At 59.8% G+C, this 21,427-nt stretch carries 20 protein-coding genes; 8 read left to right on the forward strand and 12 right to left on the reverse strand.

Annotated elements, in window-relative coordinates:
- The first annotated feature begins 3 nt into the window (after positions 1–3).
- The 4 genes from ACQ66J_RS14420 to ACQ66J_RS14435 all read left to right on the forward strand — a co-directional run bounded on the left by ACQ66J_RS14420 (position 4) and on the right by ACQ66J_RS14435 (position 3,554).
- The gene (locus ACQ66J_RS14420; protein WP_430432168.1) at positions 4–786 is read left to right on the forward strand and encodes a TatD family hydrolase; all 783 of its coding nucleotides are present in this window, start codon (positions 4–6) and stop codon (positions 784–786) included.
- Positions 783–1,646, forward strand: a complete 864-nt coding sequence (locus tag ACQ66J_RS14425; RefSeq protein ID WP_430432169.1) for an MBL fold metallo-hydrolase — start codon at positions 783–785, stop codon at positions 1,644–1,646. Before ACQ66J_RS14420 ends, ACQ66J_RS14425 begins: the two co-directional genes overlap by 4 nt.
- A gap of 149 nt (positions 1,647–1,795) precedes the next feature.
- The gene (locus ACQ66J_RS14430; RefSeq protein ID WP_430432170.1) at positions 1,796–2,677 is read left to right on the forward strand and encodes a response regulator; all 882 of its coding nucleotides are present in this window, start codon (positions 1,796–1,798) and stop codon (positions 2,675–2,677) included.
- Between the two features lie 70 nt (positions 2,678–2,747).
- Positions 2,748–3,554 (forward strand): response regulator, encoded by an 807-nt coding sequence (locus tag ACQ66J_RS14435; RefSeq protein WP_430432171.1) that lies wholly within the window; start codon positions 2,748–2,750, stop codon positions 3,552–3,554.
- Here ACQ66J_RS14435 and ACQ66J_RS14440 read toward each other — a convergent pair.
- Complete coding sequence (locus ACQ66J_RS14440; RefSeq protein ID WP_430432172.1) at positions 3,551–3,946, reverse strand: response regulator; 396 nt, start codon at positions 3,944–3,946, stop codon at positions 3,551–3,553. The genes ACQ66J_RS14435 and ACQ66J_RS14440 overlap by 4 nt on opposite strands.
- Before the next feature lie 12 nt (positions 3,947–3,958).
- Positions 3,959–6,250, reverse strand: coding sequence for an ATP-binding protein (locus ACQ66J_RS14445; RefSeq protein WP_430432173.1), 2,292 nt, complete (start codon positions 6,248–6,250; stop codon positions 3,959–3,961).
- Between the two features lie 139 nt (positions 6,251–6,389).
- On the opposite strand from ACQ66J_RS14445, the gene mazG reads away from it, so the two are divergent.
- On the forward strand, positions 6,390–7,241 hold the full coding sequence (gene mazG, locus ACQ66J_RS14450) for a nucleoside triphosphate pyrophosphohydrolase (RefSeq protein WP_430432174.1): 852 nt from the start codon (positions 6,390–6,392) through the stop codon (positions 7,239–7,241).
- Positions 7,242–7,246: 5 nt separating this feature from the next.
- On the opposite strand, the gene hflX is transcribed toward mazG, so the two are convergent.
- The 9 genes from hflX to dusB form a co-directional block, all read right to left on the reverse strand.
- The gene (gene hflX / locus ACQ66J_RS14455) at positions 7,247–8,578 is read right to left on the reverse strand and encodes a GTPase HflX (protein ID WP_430432175.1); all 1,332 of its coding nucleotides are present in this window, start codon (positions 8,576–8,578) and stop codon (positions 7,247–7,249) included.
- Positions 8,575–8,832 (reverse strand): RNA chaperone Hfq, encoded by a 258-nt coding sequence (gene hfq / locus ACQ66J_RS14460; protein ID WP_009800894.1) that lies wholly within the window; start codon positions 8,830–8,832, stop codon positions 8,575–8,577. Before hfq ends, hflX begins: the two co-directional genes overlap by 4 nt.
- Positions 8,833–8,936: 104 nt before the next feature.
- A complete protein-coding gene (locus tag ACQ66J_RS14465; protein ID WP_430432176.1) occupies positions 8,937–10,331 on the reverse strand; it encodes a potassium transporter TrkG in 1,395 nt (464 codons plus the stop codon).
- Between the two features lie 4 nt (positions 10,332–10,335).
- A complete protein-coding gene (trkA, locus tag ACQ66J_RS14470; RefSeq protein ID WP_375549048.1) occupies positions 10,336–11,709 on the reverse strand; it encodes a Trk system potassium transporter TrkA in 1,374 nt (457 codons plus the stop codon).
- 20 nt (positions 11,710–11,729) lie between these two features.
- The gene (locus tag ACQ66J_RS14475; RefSeq protein WP_375549047.1) at positions 11,730–13,139 is read right to left on the reverse strand and encodes a sigma-54-dependent transcriptional regulator; all 1,410 of its coding nucleotides are present in this window, start codon (positions 13,137–13,139) and stop codon (positions 11,730–11,732) included.
- A gap of 5 nt (positions 13,140–13,144) precedes the next feature.
- Positions 13,145–15,367, reverse strand: coding sequence for a sensor histidine kinase (locus ACQ66J_RS14480; protein WP_375549046.1), 2,223 nt, complete (start codon positions 15,365–15,367; stop codon positions 13,145–13,147).
- 72 nt (positions 15,368–15,439) lie between these two features.
- The gene (locus tag ACQ66J_RS14485; RefSeq protein ID WP_430432177.1) at positions 15,440–16,711 is read right to left on the reverse strand and encodes a response regulator; all 1,272 of its coding nucleotides are present in this window, start codon (positions 16,709–16,711) and stop codon (positions 15,440–15,442) included.
- Entirely contained in the window at positions 16,711–17,757 is a 1,047-nt protein-coding gene (locus ACQ66J_RS14490; RefSeq protein WP_430432178.1) for a two-component system sensor histidine kinase NtrB, read from the reverse strand. Before ACQ66J_RS14490 ends, ACQ66J_RS14485 begins: the two co-directional genes overlap by 1 nt.
- Entirely contained in the window at positions 17,754–18,782 is a 1,029-nt protein-coding gene (dusB, locus tag ACQ66J_RS14495; RefSeq protein WP_430432179.1) for a tRNA dihydrouridine synthase DusB, read from the reverse strand. The genes ACQ66J_RS14490 and dusB overlap by 4 nt, the downstream gene beginning before the upstream one ends.
- 168 nt (positions 18,783–18,950) lie before the next feature.
- On the opposite strand from dusB, the gene ACQ66J_RS14500 reads away from it, so the two are divergent.
- From ACQ66J_RS14500 to ACQ66J_RS14510, 3 genes are all read left to right on the forward strand, one after another.
- The gene (locus ACQ66J_RS14500; protein ID WP_375549042.1) at positions 18,951–19,154 is read left to right on the forward strand and encodes a hypothetical protein; all 204 of its coding nucleotides are present in this window, start codon (positions 18,951–18,953) and stop codon (positions 19,152–19,154) included.
- Positions 19,155–19,291: 137 nt separating this feature from the next.
- Positions 19,292–20,431: a bifunctional 2-C-methyl-D-erythritol 4-phosphate cytidylyltransferase/2-C-methyl-D-erythritol 2,4-cyclodiphosphate synthase gene (locus ACQ66J_RS14505; protein WP_430432180.1), complete on the forward strand. Its 1,140-nt coding sequence runs from the start codon at positions 19,292–19,294 to the stop codon at positions 20,429–20,431.
- A complete protein-coding gene (locus ACQ66J_RS14510; RefSeq protein ID WP_430432181.1) occupies positions 20,428–20,913 on the forward strand; it encodes a CinA family protein in 486 nt (161 codons plus the stop codon). The genes ACQ66J_RS14505 and ACQ66J_RS14510 overlap by 4 nt, the downstream gene beginning before the upstream one ends.
- On the opposite strand, the gene ACQ66J_RS14515 is transcribed toward ACQ66J_RS14510, so the two are convergent.
- Positions 20,905–21,423 carry a type II toxin-antitoxin system RatA family toxin gene (locus tag ACQ66J_RS14515; protein WP_430432182.1) on the reverse strand — a complete coding sequence of 173 codons (519 nt, stop codon included), beginning with the start codon at positions 21,421–21,423 and terminating at the stop codon, positions 20,905–20,907. The two genes, ACQ66J_RS14510 and ACQ66J_RS14515, sit on opposite strands and share 9 nt — an antisense overlap.
- Positions 21,424–21,427: the final 4 nt, after the last annotated feature.

Below are 21,427 nucleotides of genomic sequence, written 5' to 3' on the forward strand. Positions count from 1 at the left end.
GACATGCTGATCGACACTCATATCAATGTGCACGGCGACGCGTACGCCGAGGATCTCGATCAGGTTCTGGACGCCGCCCGGGTGGCGGGCGTGTCGCCGATGATCGCCATCTGTTGCCGGCTTCATGAATTTGAAGAGGTCGCCGCGATCGCGGAAAAGCATGACGATGTCTACTGCACCATCGGCGCGCACCCCCATCACGCCAAAGACCGCCCCGACATCACCGCTGATGAGTTGCTGGAGATCGCCAAGCACCCCAAAGTCGTGGCGATAGGTGAAACAGGGCTGGATTTTCACTATAATCACAGCCCGGCCGAAGATCAGTATCCATCCTTGCGCGCCCATATCGAGGCGGCGAGACGCGCCGATCTGCCGATCATTCTGCACTGCCGGGAAGCAGACACGCAGATGGCGGATTTGCTGGAAGAGGAAATGGGGAAGGGGGCGTTTCGCCCACTGCTTCATTGCTATACCGGCGGGGCCGAGTTGGCGCGACGCGCGTCAGCGTTGGGTTCGTATTTCTCGGCATCCGGCATCATCACGTTTAAAAAAGCCGAAGATGTCCGCGCCGTTTTCAGCGATATCGTGCCCGAAGACCGCGTCATCATTGAAACGGACTGCCCCTATCTGGCTCCAGTTCCTCATCGCGGAAGACGCAATGAACCAAGCTATTTGCCCCATGTTCTTGAGAAGTTGTGCGAGGTAAAGGGCTGGGGTGTGGACGAGGGTGCGCAGCGTACGACGCAAGCTGCCTTGAGGCTGTTTGACCGGATTGCAATGTCATGAGTGACGGGCCGGTTTTACGCGCGCGCATATTGGGCTGCGGATCATCCGGCGGCGTGCCGCGTATTGATGGCGATTGGGGCGATTGCGACCCGAAAAATCCGAAAAACCGCCGCATGCGTTGCAGTTTGCTGGTCGAGCGCGCTGAGACTCTGAACGCGCTGAACGCCGGCGAAGTCACACGACTGCTCGTGGACACATCTCCGGATCTGCGGCAGCAAATGCTGGATGCGAGCATTCCCAGTCTCGACGGCGTCGCCTTCACGCACACCCACGCTGACCAGGCCCATGGCATTGATGATGTCCGCGCGTACGTCTATCGCCGCGGCGAACAGCTCCCCGCGATCATGAGCCCGCAGACGCGTCAGCTGTTGCGAGAGCGCTTTGACTATATTTTTGAAACCCCAGACGGATCAGGCTATCCGCCGCTAATGCACGACCGGGCGCTTGACCCGGGTAAGACCGCCATCATTTCAGGGGCAGGCGGCGATATCGAACTGTCTCTTTTTGATGTGGTCCACGGCCGTGAACCCTGCAGCGGGGTGCGTATCGGGCCGCTGGCGTACACGCCTGACGTCAACGGCCTGGACGGCAATGCGATGACGGCGTTGAGCGACGCGACCGTCTGGATCGTCGACGCCTTGCGCGACAAACCCCATCCGAGCCACGCCCATGTCGGCCAGGCGCTCGACTGGCTTGCTCAGATCAAGCCCGCGCTCGGCATCCTGACCAACCTTCATATCGATCTCGATTACAAAGCGCTTTCACAGCGCCTGCCAGAGGGCGTCAGGCCGGCCTATGACGGCCTTGAGTTTTCGCTCTCCTTGTCAGATGGCGCCATTCTCGAAACGTCACGCGCCTAGCATCGTCACACCTTATTTCTCATAATATATCTTATGCGCAATATTGATGTGGCTGCTATCCAGAAATGCCGCACTTTGCGTGTCCATGCCCTATCGGAAACGCGACGTGAATTGATCTTGAAGATCAAACACAGACCCTTGCCCAGCCTGTGCTGACGGCGGCTTTCGACCTCGTGCAAAACCCTGCGTTAATCAGGATCGTTATCTTGATATTCGCAGAACCCCATCAAGCTCACATCAAGATTTCTTGGGGTCTGGAGATGCATATGTCGTCCGCCACTCAACTTTCAGTACTGCGCCGCAACTTCCTCAGTCGCGCGCACGAAGACATTCTGGCGCTCCGTGCACGCCTCGATGACGCCGACGATACTGCAACATCGCACGAGCTTCTCAATGAAATCGCCCAGTTGTCTCATCGTCTTCTGGGGTCTTATGGCTCGTTTGGCTTTCCGGCCATGGCGCGCAATTTTGAACTGATTGAAGACGTCGCGCTCAGCCAGATGTCTGAATACACGAGCGAACTCCCCATTCTGGCGCGCACCCGCCTGCCCGGCATGATCGCCGACATGGTGGAACAAGCCAGCTTGCTTGAGAACCTTGGCTATGAGCCGCATCCGGTTGAGGCGAGCCATACCCCGCTCGTGGATCGTGAAGACCAGAAGAGCATCCTGTTTGTAGATGATGACATAGCCCTGCACGGCCTCGCAGAAATGTTCCTAAAAGAGGAAGGTTACGCCGCGATCGCCTACGAAACTTGCGCCAAAGACGCCGCAGACTACCTTTCACACAACCCTGTCGACGCCATTATCTGTGATTGGCAGCTCGAAGGTGATACCGGGCTGGATCTTTTGAGAAAGCTGAGATCTGGCGGATTACGTCCGTCAAAAGAGACCCCGTTCATTTTTATGACGGTGCCCTCCTCCAAGCAAGCTATTGAACGCGCGGGGCTCTACCGTCCTGACGGCTATCTGCTCAAGCCTTTTGATGCACAGCGCCTTCATGGCGTGCTGGCGCGCGCCTTGATGAACTGATCAAACACCTTGTGTAACGTTTCAAATACAACACTCGCATACGCTATCCTCATACAAGTTGGAGATACGCATGCCAGGCGCCAATCCAAGACGCGTTGTTGAACAGTTCTGCACAAGATTTCCAGATCAGCTGGTCAGCCTGACTCGTATCATCGGGGATGACAAAGCGTCCCAATTCCAAATCAAGCGCAACTTGAAAAAGCTGCATGAAGAAAGCCACCGCCTTAAAGGCGCAAGCTATTGCATGGGCTTTCCACGGATCGGTGCAGAATTCTTCAAGCTCGAGAAAGATACGCAACGCCTTCTGGACTCCAAAGAAGACGTCACGCCCAAATTGATGGAGCGTATTTACCTGGACCTGTCCAGGATCGCCAAATTGCGGCGCAGTGTTGACCCTGAACACTCCAAACTTGTTCAGAGTTTTGAAAACCCGGCCAGCCAAACTTTGGACGACGCCGATGCAGCGGCCCTGAAGCAGTTATTGAAAGCCCAGCATATTTTATTTGTCGAAGACGATATATCAGTGCGCAATCTTGTTCGTGAGTTGCTGTCCGATATGGGCGTCGGCGAAATCCGGATGGCGAACTCCGGTCAGGAAGCTCTGGAAGTCATGCGCAGCTTCACGCCGACAATCGTGATATCGGACTGGCATATGAAACCGGTGGATGGGCTGGCTTTGCTAAGGCAGGTCCGCTCAGGCGCAACGCCCTTGAAGGTGCAGACGCCGGTAATTTTTCTGACCTCTGAAAACCACGCTGAAAAGATTCATACCGTTATTCGAAATGGCGTCGACCATGTGCTGGTCAAACCGTTTAATCGCTCAGTGGTCACCCGCGCGATTTCCCGCGTCGTGCAACAAAACCATCGCACGCATTAGCGCTTCGCGGCCTCAAGCTGAGACCATATCTCCCTCACCTGTTCGGGTAAGGTCATGGGGTCAAAAGGTTTGACGATGACAGACTGTGCGCCGGCTCCGATATAGGTGTCGAGCTCATGCGATTGCGCCTTGGCCGTCATGAACACGACTGGCGTTGTCGCGAATTGCTCGCTTTTGCGCAACGCGCCCAGCACCTCAAGTCCGTTCATGCCTGGCATCATCATATCAAGCATGATCATCTGCGGACGGGTCTCCGGCAGCCCCTCCAACGCACTGGGGCCATCCTCGAACAATTGAACCTGATACCCGCCAATATCGCTCAATGAGAGCTCAAGTATGGTGCGGATATCGAAATCGTCTTCGACGCAACAAATCCGTTCTAGCTCAGTCATCACTTGTATGCCTCAACCAATGCCCTGATAGAGCTTTGCGAAATGCTCATCCATCTCGTCTGAGACGGGGGCGAGCGCCGGGGATGCAATCGGCAGCGTGATGTGAAAGACGGTTCCCACTCCGACAGTGGTGTCGAAACTGACCTCGCCATCAAACGCTTCAATGAGGGTTTTGGTGATGTTGAGCCCCAGCCCATTGCCGCCAACACGGCGAGTGGTGGAGCTATCGGCTTGGGAAAACCGGTCAAACAAGCGAGCCTGAAAATCTTCAGGAATGCCCGGGCCATTATCTGAGACTGAGATGCGAATGCTCTCATCTGAGAGTGTTCGCGTCGAGACTGTGACCACCTCACCATTTGGCGAGTATTTCGCCGCGTTCGACATCAGGTTCACAAGCGCCTGGTTGAAGCGCGACACGTCAAGGCGCACCGGCGGATCCTCAGCTTGCAAATCCAGTTTGAAGGTCACGCCATGCTCTTCGCCAAGCATGCGATGGCTTTCCACCACATCCTGAACCAGATCATCGCAAGGCACGACCTGCATGCGGTATTCAAGTTTTCCGGCGGCGATCTTCTCCAAATCCAGGATATCGTTGACCAGAAGAGTCAGGCGATCGCAGCTGCGCTGCGCCATGCTCAACAGCATCGAGGCTTTGTCATCATCATTGAGCTTTGTTTCGAGCTGCTTCTTCAGCAAGCTCAGGGAGCCGAGCATGGATGTCAGAGGTGTTCTGAGCTCATGGTTCACAGTTGAAACAAACTCATCCTTCATCACCTCCATCTGTTTTCGCGCGCTGATGTCGCGCATCAGCAGACTGAACATCAATGTGTCAGGTCTCTGCACTTCGCTCAGCGTCAGCTCCACATGCAGCGGGGTTGAGTTTTTCTGTTTGGCGACAGCCTCAAACGTTTCCCCCACAAGGTGGTGGTCTATGAAGCAGGGAATGTGTTTGACAGCGCCGTCACGCTCCAGACGCGCGCCGTCGGGAAGCAGCACCGAAACATCCTGTCCGACCAGCTCGTTCTCGGCGTATCCGAACATGAAGCTCGCGGCCGGGTTCATCGCCTGAATGGCGCCGTCCGGCGTAATCAGGATCAGTCCATCAATGATGTTTTCAAATGTGTTGGCGGTCAGCTCGTTCTCTTCCAACGCCTCGATCATGTCGCAGAAAGCACGCCCGAGTTCACCGATTTCATCATTGTCGCTAACATCCAGATCCATAGGAGTGCGGTTCTGGCCGTAACTGCGGACCGCTTGGGTCAACTGCCCCAAAGGACGTGTCAGACTGGTCACAAACAACAAAGACCCGATCGCGGTCAGCACAAGCAGGCTGACCGCGAGCAAGATGGATTGCTGGCGAATGGCGTACGCCCCGCTCATCAGTTCATGGGTGGGTTCGCCGACCAGGACTCGGAATTCGAGCCCTTCCCCAATTCGCCCCGTATGAAATCGATAAGAAGCGTATGTGAACCCTTCCGTATCAAAGAGGTCATCGCCGTCCCGACTGAGAAGCTCTGGCGGATCAAACCTCTCTTCGAAAGAAAACTCAGAATGCATGATTCCATCGGTCGGGCTGAAATGAATGTAATTGTTGTGAGAATCTGAGATGTATACGTCATATGTGGGCGTTGCAGCCGCCAGCGCATTCTCAAGAACGATGCGAATGTCGGCATTGATCACAAGCATTCCATATAGATGATCATCGGTCGCAAAGACTGGAAGAACCGTTCGGACAGTCGGCATCAGGTCAGGAGTTGGCGCGCCCTGCTCTCTATTGACGGTTATGGGAGAGGTATAGATCGACGCTGGCTCCATCTCGAGTCCGGCTCGAAAGTAGAATTCGTCACCTTTGCGCTGAAGGTCGGACGGAGGTACAACGCGAATCTCACCATTCATTCGATTGACGCGGACAATTTCACGTCCTTGATCCGCCAGCCCGATAAACCGCAACTGGGTGTACTCGCTCTGAACCTGAAGGTGAGACGTGAAAATCGCTTCGAGCCGTTCGCGCCAGGCCTGTATCAGGCTGCCGTCGTATGGATCGACGCCGCCATTCGCCTGCGCCCGGATAATACCATCAATCGGAGGGGTGTTTCTGAGAATTAAGGCATTGTCGTTGGCGATCTGAAACGCGCTTTTGACATGCGCTGAAATCGCCCTCGCTTCAGCGTATAATTCTGCCTCAGCCGCAGTGCGGCTCATCGATCGCGCCTGGATGAAGTTAGCGAAGCCGACAACCATAGCCACCGATACGGTGATTGTGACCACCAACACTAATATTCTGGTTCTCAATGAAACCGACATGCGGACAAACAGACTTGCAGCAAACACAACCAGTGAACGCAGTCAGAGTCGTTTGCGGCGCTAAAGAAACTTTAAACCATCAAAACAGACCGCTCTGGCGGACAAATTCCGCTCCCCAAAACCTCCCTTGAAGGCGTCCATGACCCACTCAACAACGACGAAAAACGGCTTTCCTCATCGAAACCGAGACGCGATCTGTTCACCTCAGACTAGCGCTCTTGATCGACTGCTTGCGATCATGGACCGGCTGCGCGATCCCGATGGCGGATGCCCGTGGGATGTGGAGCAAAGCTTCGAAACCATTGCGCCCTACACCATTGAAGAAGCGTATGAAGTCGCTGACGCCATTGAACGCCACGACATGACCGATCTCAGAGACGAGCTCGGCGATCTCTTGTTTCAGGTGGTGTTCCACAGCCAGATGGCCCAGGAAGCCGGCCTGTTCCAGTTTGAAGACGTAGCGGACGCAATCAGCGAAAAAATGCTGCGTCGCCACCCACATGTGTTTGCAGGCGCGGATCCGCGGGACGCTCAGGACCAGATCCACGCCTGGGAGGTTGTAAAGGCGGAAGAACGCGCCAAAAGCGGCAAGACCGACACCTCGGTCCTGGCCAATTTGCCCACCGCCCTGCCCGCCTTGCTGAGAGCCGAAAAACTGTCAAAACGGGCCGCCCGCGTGGGGTTTGACTGGCCGGATCTCAGCTCGGTGTTCGACAAAATCGAGGAAGAAATCGACGAAGTCAAAGAGGCGATCGAAGAGCGTGACCCTGAGCATATACAGGAAGAAATCGGGGATGTGCTCTTTGCGGTCGCCAATCTTGCACGCAAGCTCAAGGTCGACCCGGAAACCGCGCTGCGCGGAACCAACGCCAAATTTGACAGGCGCTTTCGCGCCATTGAAACCCGGCTCAACGCGCAAGGGGCCTCGGTTCAGGAGGCAGACCTTGAAACCATGGAGACTCTTTGGCTTGAGGTGAAAACCACCGAATAAGCGCCTTACTCGGCGGGCGCTTCCAGACCGTTGAGCGCGCCATAACGCTGTCGGAGCCGGCCCGCATCAGCCACGCTCAATCGGGCGTGAACGCTGACGCGCCCGGTGTCCGCATCGGTTTGCTCTGACAAGATCGCGCCATGGCGATGCACGAAAGCCAGCGCTTCGGCGTCGGCGGGGCCGAACTCGAGCTGCAGCGCGACATCATCCACCGACAGCGCCAGCTCGACTTGATCGAGCAAGGCGTCAATGCCTTGCCCCGTCACCGCAGAGGTGACGATGCAGACAGGCGCATCCTGTGATTTGGGCAATTTGGCGCGCCAGACCAGCTCTTCGCAATCGTCAGCGGGGAGTTGGTCGGCTTTGTTCCACGCCTCGATCACATGCTGATCCGCCTCGGCGCCCGCGCCAAGGGCGGCCAGAACCTGTTCCACGTCCGCCTTGCGGCCCTCATGATCAGGATCCGCCATATCACGGACGTGAATGAGCACATCCGCCTCGATCACTTCTTCCAACGTCGCACGGAAGGCGGCGATCAGTTCGGTCGGAAGGTCGGTGATGAAACCCACCGTATCGCTCATCAGGACACGCCGCCCCGAGGGCAGCTTCACACCGCGCACCGTGGGGTCCAGCGTGGCGAAAGGCATGTCCTTGGCCAAAACCTGCGCGTTCGACAACAGGTTGAACAGAGTGGATTTGCCTGCATTCGTGTAACCCACGAGCGCCACCGTCGGCCACGGTGCGGCCAGACGCTTCTTGCGATGCAGTTTACGGGTCCGTTTGACTTCATCGAGCTCCCGACGGAGCTTGGCCATCTTGTCCGCCAGCAAGCGGCGGTCAGTCTCGATCTGGGTTTCACCCGGCCCGGCCAGGAAGCCTCGGCCGCCGCGCTGACGCTCGAGGTGCGTCCAGGTCCGCACCAGGCGTGACCGCTCATACGCCAGACGCGCCAGTTCGACCTGCAAGCGCCCTTCCCGGGTCTGCGCGCGCAGACCGAAGATTTCAAGGATCAGACCGGTCCGGTCGATGACCTTCGCGTTGAGCTTCTTTTCGAGATTGCGTTGCTGAATAGGACTCAAAGCGGCGTCAACAATGACGACCGTAACCTCAAGCTCGCCAACGCGCTGGGCGATCTGCTCGATCTTACCTGAACCAAAAAACCCGCCGGCTTCGACGCGGCGCAAGGGCTCTATACGCGCTTCAGCGGTGACCAGATCCAGAGCTTGCGTCAGCCCGATGGCCTCTTCCAGGCGCGCCTGAGCGCGATTGGCGTCTGTCCCCGGATGTTGCGGAGACAGGATGAGAGCGGTTTGCGGCGCGGGCTTTCGGTCGATCAATCCTCGGCGTCTCCTTCGGCCTCGTCCTTGTCAAACAGTTGGACGGGCTGGCTTGGCATGATGGTCGAAATGGCGTGCTTGTAGACAAGCTGGATTTGACCTTCGCGGCGCAACAGCACGCAAAAATTGTCAAACCAGGTCACAACGCCCTGAAGCTTAACGCCATTGACCAGAAAGATGGTGAGCGGAGTCTTGCCCTTGCGAACGGTGTTGAGAAAAACGTCCTGCAGGTTTTGTTTCTTATCGTTAGACATTGGCCTTATCGCACAAAAGTTCCCGGCGCAGTCCGTGCGCCCCCTAAAGCTAGGTAAACATACCTTCGCCCGGCTGCAACCGGCTTGCCCTGCAAGCGTCTCTGTCAGTCCCGGGCGAAGATCACGTAAATCGCCGCCGCAGCCGCCAGAACTTCAAGACGCCCCAACACCATAATGGCGGTGGAAACGGCAAGCGTGACAGGGGAAAGCGTAGCATAATCAACGCCTGCCAGGGGGCCTGCATTGACCAGGGACGCCGCAGACACAGCCCAGCTGTCATGAAAACTGGCGCCGGACACCCCAAGAGCGACCGCGCCGAGCCCTAAAGCCGTCGGATAGGCAAGCGCATACACCCAGACCCCTGTCAGCGCCGAATCGCTCACCGGCCTGCCGATAAAGCGCGTGCGAACGGCCGCAGAGGGATGGCTGAGGCTGGACAGCTCGCCGCCGGCGCGTCTCAGAAGCAGCAAGATGCGCGGCATCTTTATTCCGCCCGACGTCGAGATGGTGGAACCGCCCGCCATGGCCAACAGAACCAGTAAAGTCAGAGGTAAAACCGGCGTTGACGCGGTTTGGTAACCGGTTGTGGTGATCGCGAACAGCATGTCGAGACCGGACGCCCAGGCTTGGCCTATATCGCCTGTAAGGCCCGAATAAAGCGCCGCGCCCAATCCCAGCACCAGCATGGCGCGCAATTCGCCCGTACCGCGACTGATCCGGCGGCGCGAGGCCAGGTCGTACTGGACCGCCATGTTCCAGGCGCCCATCAGGCATAATATCGCGAGAACGCCTTGAGCAGCGGGCGACAACCAGACATCAAGCGCCCCCGATTGCGGGGCGAGGCCTGCGGTGGCGATGCCGGACAGCGCGAGACACAGGCTGTCAAACGGGGCCGTGCCCAGCAACATCAGAAGAACAAATCCCGCCAGGGTCACGCCGACATAAATGGCCCCGAACCGGCGAAGCGCACGTCCGAAATTCGTGAACAGATCAGAATGTTCGACCGTCAGCAGATAGGTCCGGCGCAATCCGACCCCGCGGCGGTCGAGCGCCGCAAACACGGTCGCCGCCAGAACCAGGCTTCCCAACCCGCCCAGCCAGGCCAGAATGCATCGCCACAAGGTGATGGAGAGGCCCGCCTCTTCCGGGCTTTGTATGATCGCGCCCGTGGTGGTCAAAGCCGAATAGGCTTCGAAAATTCCTGACGACATGGAGCCTGTCGCGGCGATCAGCGGCGGGGCCGCCAGCAGCGGGACCAGAACCCAACCAAAAAACGCCAGCCGCAAGGCCGCGCTGGCGCCGGCTGGGCGATTGACCCGTCCGGTCCCCGCGAGAACGATGCCGCCGATAAACGCGCCGATCGCCACAGTGACCGTAAACCCACGCGCGATGTCGCCGCGCCCTTCAAGTCCTGCGAACAAGATGAAGGGCAGAGCGGCCAGGCTGATGAAGATCATGCACCAGGCCAGAGCGCGGAAAAATCGAGGCGACCATTTCATGGGCCTAGAAATATTCCAGGCTGACGCGGAACAATTGCTCCACTTTCGGCACAGAGGCTTTCAAAGCAAAGAAGATCACACGGTCATTCTCCTGAATGACGACGGAATCCCTTCGGAAATAGACCCGATCCCCGCGCACCATGGCGCAGACCGCTACGCCTTCGGGCGGCTCAAGCGTGCTGAGATTTTGGCCCACCAGAGGCGAAGTGGACAGCGTGACCCCTTCCAGGGCTTCGGCCATGCCGTCGCCCATGGTCTGAAGCCCCGTGATCCGTCCACGCCGGATATGCTGCAAGATGGTGGAAACAGTCACGGCACGCGGATCGATCATCACATCCACGTCCAGAGCCTCCTGCACGGGATGGAACGCCTGATTATTGACCAGGCATAGCGAACGCGCCGCGCCCTCTTTCTTGGCCATGACGCCGCTGAGCAAATTGACCTTGTCGTCATTGGTCAGACACAACGCCAGCTCGGCGTCTTCAACACCGGCTTCTCTCAGCACGTCACGATCCAGCCCGTCGCCATGCAGAACCACGGTGCGGCGCAGGGCGTCCGCCGCCTGTTCGGCCTGAGCCTTGTCATTTTCGATCAGGCGAACCCGCACGCCGCCCACGCGCTCAAGCGCCTTGGCCACATAAAGCCCGATATTACCCGCTCCGACGATTACAACCCGGCGGGCGCGCGGCGCGGCGCGGCCGAACACATCCAGCGCACGCTTCACATGGCCTGCAGCCAGGCTGACATAGATATTGTCGCCCGGCATCAAAGGGTCGTCATCTTGCGGAATGAACAGGGTCTGGTCGCGTTGCACCCCCACAATGTCAAATCCCAGATCGGGGAACAGCTCCGCCATCTGGGCGCGCGTGCTGGCGGCGACAGGCGATTGCTCGTCCACCCGCAGGCCCAGCACCTGAACGCGGCTATTGGCGAAAGGCGCGGTCGCGAAGGCGCCCGGCGTTTCGAGCCGTTGCAAGATCGAGCGGCTCACCTCGAGTTCAGGAGAAATCGTCACGTCGATCGGCAAGGCGCCCATCGAAAAAAGATCACCCCAGCGTTTGTCGAGATAGCTCTGCGCCCGCACCCGCGCGATGCGCGTCGGGGTGTTGAACAAGGAGTGCGCCACCTGACAGGCGACCATATTGGTCTCGTCAGAATATGTCACCGCCACAAGCAAATCCGCATCCCGAACACCGGCGCGGTCCAGAACGTCTGGATGAGACCCATGCCCCACCACGCCGCGCACATCGAGATCGGTGGTGACCTTGTCGATCAACTCACGCGACCAATCCACCACGGTGACGGCGTTGCCTTCTGAGGCGAGCTCTCTGGCGATGCCGTAACCCACACGGCCGGCCCCACACACAACAGCTTTCATGAGATGATTTCAGCCAGCGACTAGCCAGCGTCCTCTGTATCGACGTCATCACCTTTGCGGTTCAAACTCGCAACGCCAAGGGTTTTCAGCTTGCGATGGAGCGCTGAGCGCTCCATGCCGATGAAATTGGCCGTGCGCGAGATGTTACCGCCAAACCGGTTGATCTGCGCCTTGAGATATTCACGCTCGAAATTCTCACGCGCATCGCGCAAGGGCAAGGCGATCATGCGTTCGGCGTCGAGACCCGTCTCGGCGCTGGTCGCGCGTCCGGCCACTTCAGACGGCAGGGAATCCAGCGTCACAGGCTCATCGGGAGACCCCGTGGCGAGAATGAGCAGGCGTTCGACGTTATTGCGCAACTGACGCACATTGCCCGGCCAGTCATGAGCCTGCAGCGCCGCCATGGCGTCCTCGCCGATCTTGCGCATGGGCAGGCCCGACATCGCCGTCAGGCGCTCGAGGAAATGGTTGACGAGAAGCGGAATATCTTCACGCCGTTGCGACAAAGACGGCACGTCCAGCGGCACGACCGCCAGACGGTGGTAGAGATCTTCGCGGAACAGGCCCTGCTCGATCATGCCTTGCAGATCCCGCGCGGTGGACGACAGGACCCGAACATTGACCTGAACATCCTGTGCGCCGCCGATCCGACGGAAGCGCTGCTCAACCAACATCCGCAAAAGCTTGGCCTGGGTCGCGATCGGCATATCGCCGACCTCATCAAGGAAAAGCGTCCCACCATGGGCCTGTTCCAGAAAGCCGACGCGCTCCACGCCGCTCTCTGTTTCCGCGCCGAACAATTCAGCTTCGACACGTTCCGGCGCCATCATCGCCGCGGAGACCGGAATGAAGGGGCCGTCCGCCCGGGTGGATTGAGTATGGATGAGGCGGGCGATCAGCTCCTTGCCGGATCCAGACGGACCTGCGATCAGCACACGCGAATTGGTCGGCGCCACCCGGTCCACAGTCTGCCGTAGCTGAACCGCCGCGGCTGAATCCCCGATCAGATCATTGTGGATTTCAGACTTGGCGCGCAGCTCGGCGTTCTCGCGCCGCAACCGGCTGGCCTCAAGCGCCCGCTCAACAGTCAGCAGCAACTTATCGGACTTAAAGGGCTTTTCGATAAAGTCATAAGCCCCTTTCCGGATCGCTGCGACCGCCGTCTCAATCGTGCCATGTCCGGAAATCACCACCACTGGAAGATCGGGCGCGACTCGCTTGATCTCAGCGAGCAGCTCGATCCCGTCCAGGCGGCTGCCTTGCAACCAGACATCAAGTACCGCCAGAGCCGGCTGGCGTCGCCTTACAGCTTCCAGCGCTGTATCGGAATCCCCGGCGTAACGGGGTTCATAGCCTTCATCTTCCAGAAGCCCGCCAATGAGCTCTCGAATATCAGCTTCATCATCAACTATCAGAATATCGAGCGACATTGCGTTCAAGCCTCCGCCTGCGCCGGCGTGTCCGGCGCGTTCGTATCGGGTTCAAGCAAGGGTAGGACCAACCGGACGACGGCGCCCCGCACCAGGTCTGGACGATCATCCAGCTCCAGTCGCCCGCCATGGTCTTCCATGATGCGGCGAACAATAGCCAGGCCAAGGCCCGTGCCCTTCGCGCGCGTGGTCATATAGGGTTCTGTAAGGCGCGCCCGGTCATGCTCGGGCCAGCCCAGACCATTATCGGTGATCTCGATAATCGCCTGTCCCGTCTCCGAGCCGATTGAAACCGCGAGCTGACCGCCCGCCTTCGAGCCGTCTTGCTCCATGCGGGCCGAAACGCTTTCGGCGCCATTCTTGAGCACATTGGCCAAAGCCTGCCCGATCAGCCGGGAATCGCATTCCACCGAAATCGGCCCCCCCTGCACTGTCAGCAGAACCTGAAGCTCAGGAGACGCAACGCGCTGAGCGAAGACGCAGGCATTGGCGACATCCACCAGATCCGCGACCTCCATCTTGGGCGCGGGCATGCGCGCAAAAGCGGAGAATTCATCCACCATGCGGCCAATATCGCTGACCTGACGCACGATGGTGTCGACGCATTTGTCAAACGTCTCCAGGCCGTCTTCGTCAATCTGCTTGCGATACCGACGCTTCAATCGCTCTGCGGAGAGCTGGATTGGAGTCAGAGGGTTTTTGATCTCATGCGCGATCCGTCGCGCCACATCGCGCCAAGCGGCGCTGCGCTGCGCGGCGACAAGTCGGGAGACATCATCAAACGTGATCACCACGCCGCCATCATCATCCTGCGCCGCCCGGACGCTGAGGCTGACTGTGGCGCCGCCCTCCTCCATCAGGTCGATCTGACGCTCGGCGATTTCATCAGGGCGCCGATGGACCGCCTGAAAAACTTCCGCGAACTCCGGCATAACCGTCTCGATCATATCGCCAACCAGAGCGCCCGGTTCGCGCCCCAGAAGTTGCGCAGCGGACCGGTTGACCAAAGAGACGCGGCCATCAGGCTCCAGACCGATCACGCCGGCGCTGACGCCGGTGAGGACGGCCTCGATAAACGCCCGACGGCGCTCGGATTCAGCATTGCTTTCCAAAAGCGCGCCACGCTGGCTTTCCAGTTGCCGGGTCATCCGGTTGAAGGCTCGGCTCAGGGCTGCGATCTCGTCATTGTCTCGCGCCACTTGGACACGCGCGCTCAATTCGCCGCGCCGCACCAGCTCAGCCGCCGCCACCAACCGACTGACGGGGGAGACCACTTGCGCGGCTGCGCTCAGCGCCAGCCATACAGCCCCCAGAAACACCAGGACCGCCGCCAGCGCGTAAACGAAGAAAAAGCTGATCCGCATCTGCTGTTCGCTGGCGATTGCCTCGCGGAAAGACTGGGTGGCTTCCAGCGCTGCGCTCAATAGGCTGAAATCAACGAAGACCAGCGAATACAGATAGGCGTCTTCGTATTCCGGCATACGTAGCAAGACGCGCACATAGTCAGGCCCGTCATCACGACGCACAGGGGCTGAGGCGCTGATATCGCCTTCATTGGCGATCTCGAACAAGGATTGAGACGGTGCGGCGAAGCCCGGCGTTTCCGGCGCCTCGTCGCTGCGCGCCAGGATCGTCGCCTGACTGTCGATGACATACAGCGCCGGCAAATTGCGCAATCGCGCCTGGTTCGTCAGATAGCCGCTATACAGAATACGTTGATCCTGAAGAGAGTTGACCGCTTCTGGCGCCGCCAAATCCTGGACGATCCCGCGCATATGATCGCCTGTCTGGCTCAACGCCACTTGCGGCCACTCATTTCCCAGCTCCGCGGTCGTCTCCACCAGCGTGTTCACACGCTCCGCAAACCAGAACTCCACGCCGCGATTGAGCACCAAAGCCTGAAACCCGGCCATCAAAACCGCCGGGACGACCGCCGCGACCGCGAACAGGGTGATGAAACGCATTTGCAGACGGGGCGCGGCGGATGCGGCCCCTTGCGTGCCTTTGAGTTGTTGCATGACGCGCAGATAAACCGCCACGGCGAGCACGCCCAGCAAGGCGGCCACCAGCGCCATGAGCGTGATGAACCCCCATCCGCCGGGACCGAACCGGCCCTCGTGGAAAACTGACAGCAGCGCGAGCAAAACCACGCCCAGCGCCGCAACAACGAAGCCGAGTAAAAATAGCGTGGATTGTCGCCAAGCTGGATTGCCCGCAAACTTTGGCAAGTTGCGTGTCTCCTTGCGTCCCCTCAGCGACAGCTTGGCCTATATGTGACGGAAATTCAACGGGTGTGGCTTCTAGGTCTCATCGCTGTCTGCGCTCAGAGCAGATAGCCGCCTTGTCAGCGTATTCCGGTTTAAACCCAGTAACTTCGCGGCATCCTGGCGCACACCGTTTGACGATTCCAGAGCCGCAGAGAACAGGCCGCGATCCACGGCGATCTGCGCTTTTTCACCGATCCCGCTCTCTCCCAACGCCAAAGCCGCCCCGAAGAATCGGGCGGCGGCCTCGCTCAGATCCGCACCGGGGTCCCGGCTGGAAAACTCATGGATGGCGGCTTCCACTTCCTCGATTGATAAGGGACCGCGCGCGCCTTGCATGCTGAGATGCAGCGCGACCCGTTTCAGACCGAGCACTTCGCCCGGCCAGACCTGGGTATTGATGAAAGCCCGCAGCTGATCATGCATCTCTCGCGGACTGGCGTGTTCAGCCAGAAAATGGGCGAACAAAAGCGCCCGGTCTTCACCGCGTTCGCGCAAGGGCGGCAGCTGGACCCGACCTATCGCCAGGTGTGACAACAAGGCTGGCCTGACATGCTGTCCAATATCAGGCGTCCCAGTCGCCAGAATGCGCGGACTATCGCCCCGAGGCGTTTCAAGCGCCTCGATCACCCAGTCCTGTGTCTCGTCATCCCAGTGTTCGGCCCGGCGCAGGATCAACGCGCCGCCTGCCGCAGTCTCCAGCAGCGCTGGGCCTTCTCGCCGCATGCGGGCAGGACCCGCCTCGATGACCGGCCCTGCAATCCCGCTTTCCGCCACCAGCACACGCGCGCTGTGCGCGCGCCCGCTTCCGTCTGGCCCGGTGAATAAAACCGGCGACGATGTGCGCGCCAGACGCCCCAGGGCGCGAAACGCCTCCTGCATGGCGGGTGACCGACCGACCAACCCGCCGAAGCCCTGAGACGGGGAAACAGGAATGACCGGCCCCAGATCTTCGAGAGACCTCTTAATGACCGCCACCATCTCATTGAGATCAAATGGCTTTGGCAAGTATTCAAACACACCGGCCTTACCGGCCTCGATCGCAGTGCGCGCGGTGGTCTGGGCGCTCATGATGATGACAGGAATATCGGGCCTGACGCGGGTGACCTCGCTCAGACGATCCAGAAAACTCTCCCGTCCCAGCAAGACGTCAGCGAGCAGGACATCAACCTCACGACGCGCCAGACGCTCAAGCGCCGCGTCAACCGATGCAGTCGCGCGCACTTCAAACCCGGCGCGCGACAGCGCCTTTGCAATCACAAGACGCAGGGATTCATCATCTTCCAGTATCAGAACCCGATGCGCCATCAGCCGTCCTTACGCTCTACAGGCAGGTAGAAATGAAACTCCGTTCGTCCCGGACGGGTCTCAAACTCGACACCACCATTGAGAAGGTCTGCAACGCGGCTGACAAGCGCCAGCCCCAGCCCTTCCCCCGCCGGCTTACCAGTGACGAAAGGATTGAAAATCGCTTCTCTGAGCATTTCATCCACACCAGGCCCATCGTCTTCGATGGCGATTTCAAGACGGGCGTCCGGCGCCGGACCACCCGGTCGTGGCTGGCGATAGCGCGTATAGACCTTGACCCGACCGCCCCCCTGACAGGCCGCTTCACCGGCATTGATCAGAAGGTTGAGCACCGCCTGGGAAACCAGATCGCGATCCGCCAGCGCATCGGGCAAGGACGGATCGAAATACTCAAGCCAGACCACATCAGGCGAGGCTGACGCCCGGGCGGACCGCACGGCTTCGCGCACGAGCGCATGAAGATTGACCCGCCCCAGACGCGGCGGCCCGATATCGCCCACGCGGCTCCAGCGTTCCGCAATACGGCGTGCGCGATCAAGTTCCGTGATGATCAGGGCCGCGAGCTCGCGGCTTTCCTCATCTTCACTCTGGGCGATGAGTTGCGCTGCGCCGCGCGCGCCCGCCATGGGATTTTTGAGCTCATGCGACAACATCATGCCAAAGCCCGCCGCGGCATTGGCGGCCACATCGCTGCGCGCCCCGCCGCCCGATTCAGGCCAGGGCCTGAGACACACGCAAACGCCAGCCTCATCCGGGGAAGCGTCCACAGAAAGGCGTAAGGCGCGATCGGTAAGCCTCACAGGCAGATCATGCGCGTACACTGAGCGGTTTTCGTCCAGAGCGCGACGCGCGAGCTCTGCTGATGCTTCGCCCACAGGGCCTGCCGCCTCAAGTGTTTTACCGGCCAGTCGCTTGCGAGATTGCCCGAACAAAGTCTCAGCGCGTGCATTGGCGAAAACAATTACGCCATTTGGGTCCAGCAAAACCAGTGCGATCGGCGCAGCCTCGGCCGCACGCGCCGACAAAGTAGGTTCGCCGCCGTTCAAGCTGCGCTCGCCTGACGGCTCTGAGCGAACGCCATCAGTTCAGACCGCGCCTCCGTTTCGCTTTTCGCCCGGCACAACCGGCCGCGCCAGGCGCGTGCGTCATCCGGATCTGACACCGCCCAATCCACAAAGCTGGCGAAATGCTTGCGCATGGTCCGGACGCCCAAGGCTTCGCCATAGAGCGTCACGCTGTCTTGCAAGGCGTCAGATAGAGACTGCGCCCCGATCGCCAGATCAGGTTCGCGAAAAGCGGCGCCGTTACATAATACGTCCGCGATGGCGCCCGGCAGCCAGGGCCGCCCTTGGGACGCGCGCCCGACCATGACGCCGTCAGCGCCCGATTGTCTCAACGCCTCACGCGCCTCATCGGGCGTGCTGATATCGCCATTGACGATCAGCGGGATGGTCACCGCGGCTTTGACGGGCGCGACTGCGGCCCAATCGGCCTGGTCTTTGTAAAATTGCTGGCGTGTGCGGCCATGCACGGTGACCATCTTCACGCCAGCGTCTTCGGCGCGACGGGCCAATTCAGGCGCGTTCAGCGAGTCATGATCCCAGCCCAGACGCATTTTCAGCGTCACCGGCACTGACACCGCCTTCACCGTCGCCTCGATCAGGGTCAGGGCATGATCAAGATCCCGCATCAAGGCGGACCCGCTCAGCCCGCGCGTCACCTGACGCGCCGGGCAGCCCATATTGATGTCGATCACATCCGCGCCCGCCTCTTCAGCCAGGCGCGCGCCCACATCCATCCATGTCGCTTCGCGGCCCGCCAGCTGAATGACGTGCGCACCACAATCGCCATCCGCGCGCATACGCCGGATCACGTCCTCACGCCCTTGCGCCAGGGTCTCACACGCGACCATCTCGCTCACCACCAGGCCCGCGCCGAACTTGAACGCCTGTTTGCGGATCGGCCAATCGGTCACGCCCGACATCGGCGCCAGCAAAACGGGCCGGTCGACACGGACCGGGCCGATGTCAAAACCCGTCAGATTGAGATGATCAACATGAGTCATACTCATGAGATACCGCGTCTCTCACAGCTCTTCCAGTGACACTGTGACTCGCAACTCGTGTCCCTGAGATATCCTGCACGTCCTGCAGACAGCGATCGCCTCGACGAGTTTTGACTCCCATGAAATTCCCCCTACAGTTGATTTTCTAAATCGATTGTCTCTTTGGAGGATAAAATGAAATCTGTTCGCTTCATGCTGAGCGCCGCCGTGCTGGGTCTCGCCAGCCTGCTCGCCACTCCGGCCGCACAGGCCTCGACGATTCCCGAAGACGCTGTGGTGCTGTCCTGCACCGCAGTTGGCCCTTTCTACAGCGTCAGAATTTTTCACGACGGCATTATCTATGACGTCTTCAGCGACACCTGCCCGCTCAATCCGTAAAACCAGATCCTCGATCTGAACCCGATACGCCCCGGCCATTGAGTCCGGGGCGTATTCATGTGCAGGGTCGCTGGACCTCATTGCCTGAATTGCCTATCGCTGACTTCAGTATTGTCAAAGCTCCAGGCGAACACTCCATGGGTTATAGCGCATGCATCGTCGCTGCCGGACGCGGAATGCGCGCTGGCGGCGGCACGCCAAAACAGTTTCGCATTTTGGCGGGTCGCCCCGTGCTGTCCTACAGCATCGACCGGTTCGCCCAGGATCCAGCCTGTGCGCAACTCATCATCGCCCACGCGCCAGGTCAGGCCGATAGGGTGCGCGCCTGTCTGAACGGGGCCGACGCTGTCCTTGTCGAAGGCGGCGAGACGCGCACCCAGTCGGTGCGCAACGCCCTCGCCCATGTGGCGCACGATCAGGTGCTGATCCATGACGCTGCGCGGCCATTGGTGACGGATGCGATCATCGCACGTTTGCGCGCGGCGTTGGACAGCGCTCCAGGGGCAGCGCCGTCTTTACCTGTCGCCGACGCTCTGGCGCGATCAGATGACACCGGCGTCGTGCCTGTCAGCCGTGATGGCCTGTATCGCCTTCAAACACCGCAAGCCTTTCAAACTACGCTTTTGCGCGAGGCTTTTCAGGCCGCGTCATCTGATTATCCTGACGAAGTGTCGCTCGCGCGCGCCAGCGGCCTTGAGATCGTTCTGACGCAAGGTGAAGAAAGCAATTTCAAAGTGACCTATGCAGACGACTTCGAGCGCGCTGAGCAGGCGCTAGCTGGCGACGCATCATCTGCCTCGCTCACCGTCACCGGCATAGGGTATGACGTGCATCGGATGGCGCCTGGCGACGGCGTACATCTGTGCGGGGTGTTCATTGACTGCCCCTACCGGCTAATCGGGCATTCGGACGCCGACGCGGGCCTGCACGCCATTACCGATGCGCTTTTGGGCGCCGCCGGGCTTGGCGATATCGGCGACCATTTCCCGCCCAGCGACGACCAATGGAAAGGCGCGGATTCATCGATGTTTCTTACACACGCCGCCCAGATCGCCGCCGAGGCTGGCGCGCGTGCGGTCCATGTGGATGTGACGTTGATATGCGAACGCCCCAAGATCGGCCCGCACAAAGCCGCCATGAAATCGCGTGTCGCCGAGATTCTGGACCTTGATCCCAGGCGGGTGAACATCAAGGCGACGACCACTGAAAAGCTCGGCTTTACTGGGCGTGGCGAAGGGTTGGCCGCGGAAGCTGTTGTAACGGCGGCGCTGTCATGAGCCCGGCGCACAGCCATGCACTTAAGGTCATCGAACGAGCCAAGGCGCGCGGCGTCATGATCGCCACAGCGGAATCGTGCACGGGCGGGCTGATCGCAGGGGAATTGACCGGAATCCCGGGCTCGTCGGCGGTCGTGGACCGGGGATTCGTGACCTATTCCAACGACGCCAAAATGGAGATGCTTGGCGTTTCTGCAGACACGATAGAGACCTATGGCGCCGTCTCGGCTGAAACGGCGCAGGCGATGGCCGAAGGCGCTTTGGCGCACAGTCGAGCCAATCTCACTGTGTCTGTAACCGGGATCGCCGGGCCAGGCGGCGGTAGCGCGGACAAGCCTGTGGGGCTGGTCTGGTTCGGCTGCGCGCAAACGGGAAAACCCACACTGACGCTCAGCCGCCGCTATGGCGATGTGGGGCGGGACCGGGTCCGCGCTCTTACGGTTGAAGAGGCGCTTAAGCTCTTGCTGAACCGTCTAAGCTGAAGCTTCAGGCGTCGGAATGGTCTTGAGCGCATCGGCGTAGTCGAGATCAGGCTCGCCCACAGGCTCGAAGCGTTTGGCCGCTTCCGCTTCAAAGGCGCCGATCAGATACCGGATCGCCCGTGTGCGGCCGCCATCGAGCATCATTTGCAGGACCGGGTTCTTGAAGCCGTAGCGGATCCAGAAATCGACCAGCGTCGAGCCGTCCTCCAGACGATGGAACCGCCAGCGATTGGCCAGTTCATGAAACGGCCCGGATAGATAGGTCACGTCAATGGCGCGCGACGGCGCGTCAAGTTTCACGCGGGTGGTGAAGCCTTCACGCACAAATTTGTAGCGCACGCGCGCCTCGGCATCGAGTTCACCCACCCCGTCCACCACCGCATCGCGGGTTACGCGCATGACGGTGATCAGCTTGATGAAATCGGGATAGCGGCGCACATCACTGACCAGCTCGAAAAGATCCTCGGGCCGGTAGCGCAAGCGCATCCGTTCTACATGCTCGGCGCTCATGAAA

It is taken from the genome of Oceanicaulis sp., assembly GCF_965284345.1.
GTDB classification, from domain to species: Bacteria; Pseudomonadota; Alphaproteobacteria; order Caulobacterales; family Maricaulaceae; genus Oceanicaulis; species Oceanicaulis alexandrii_A.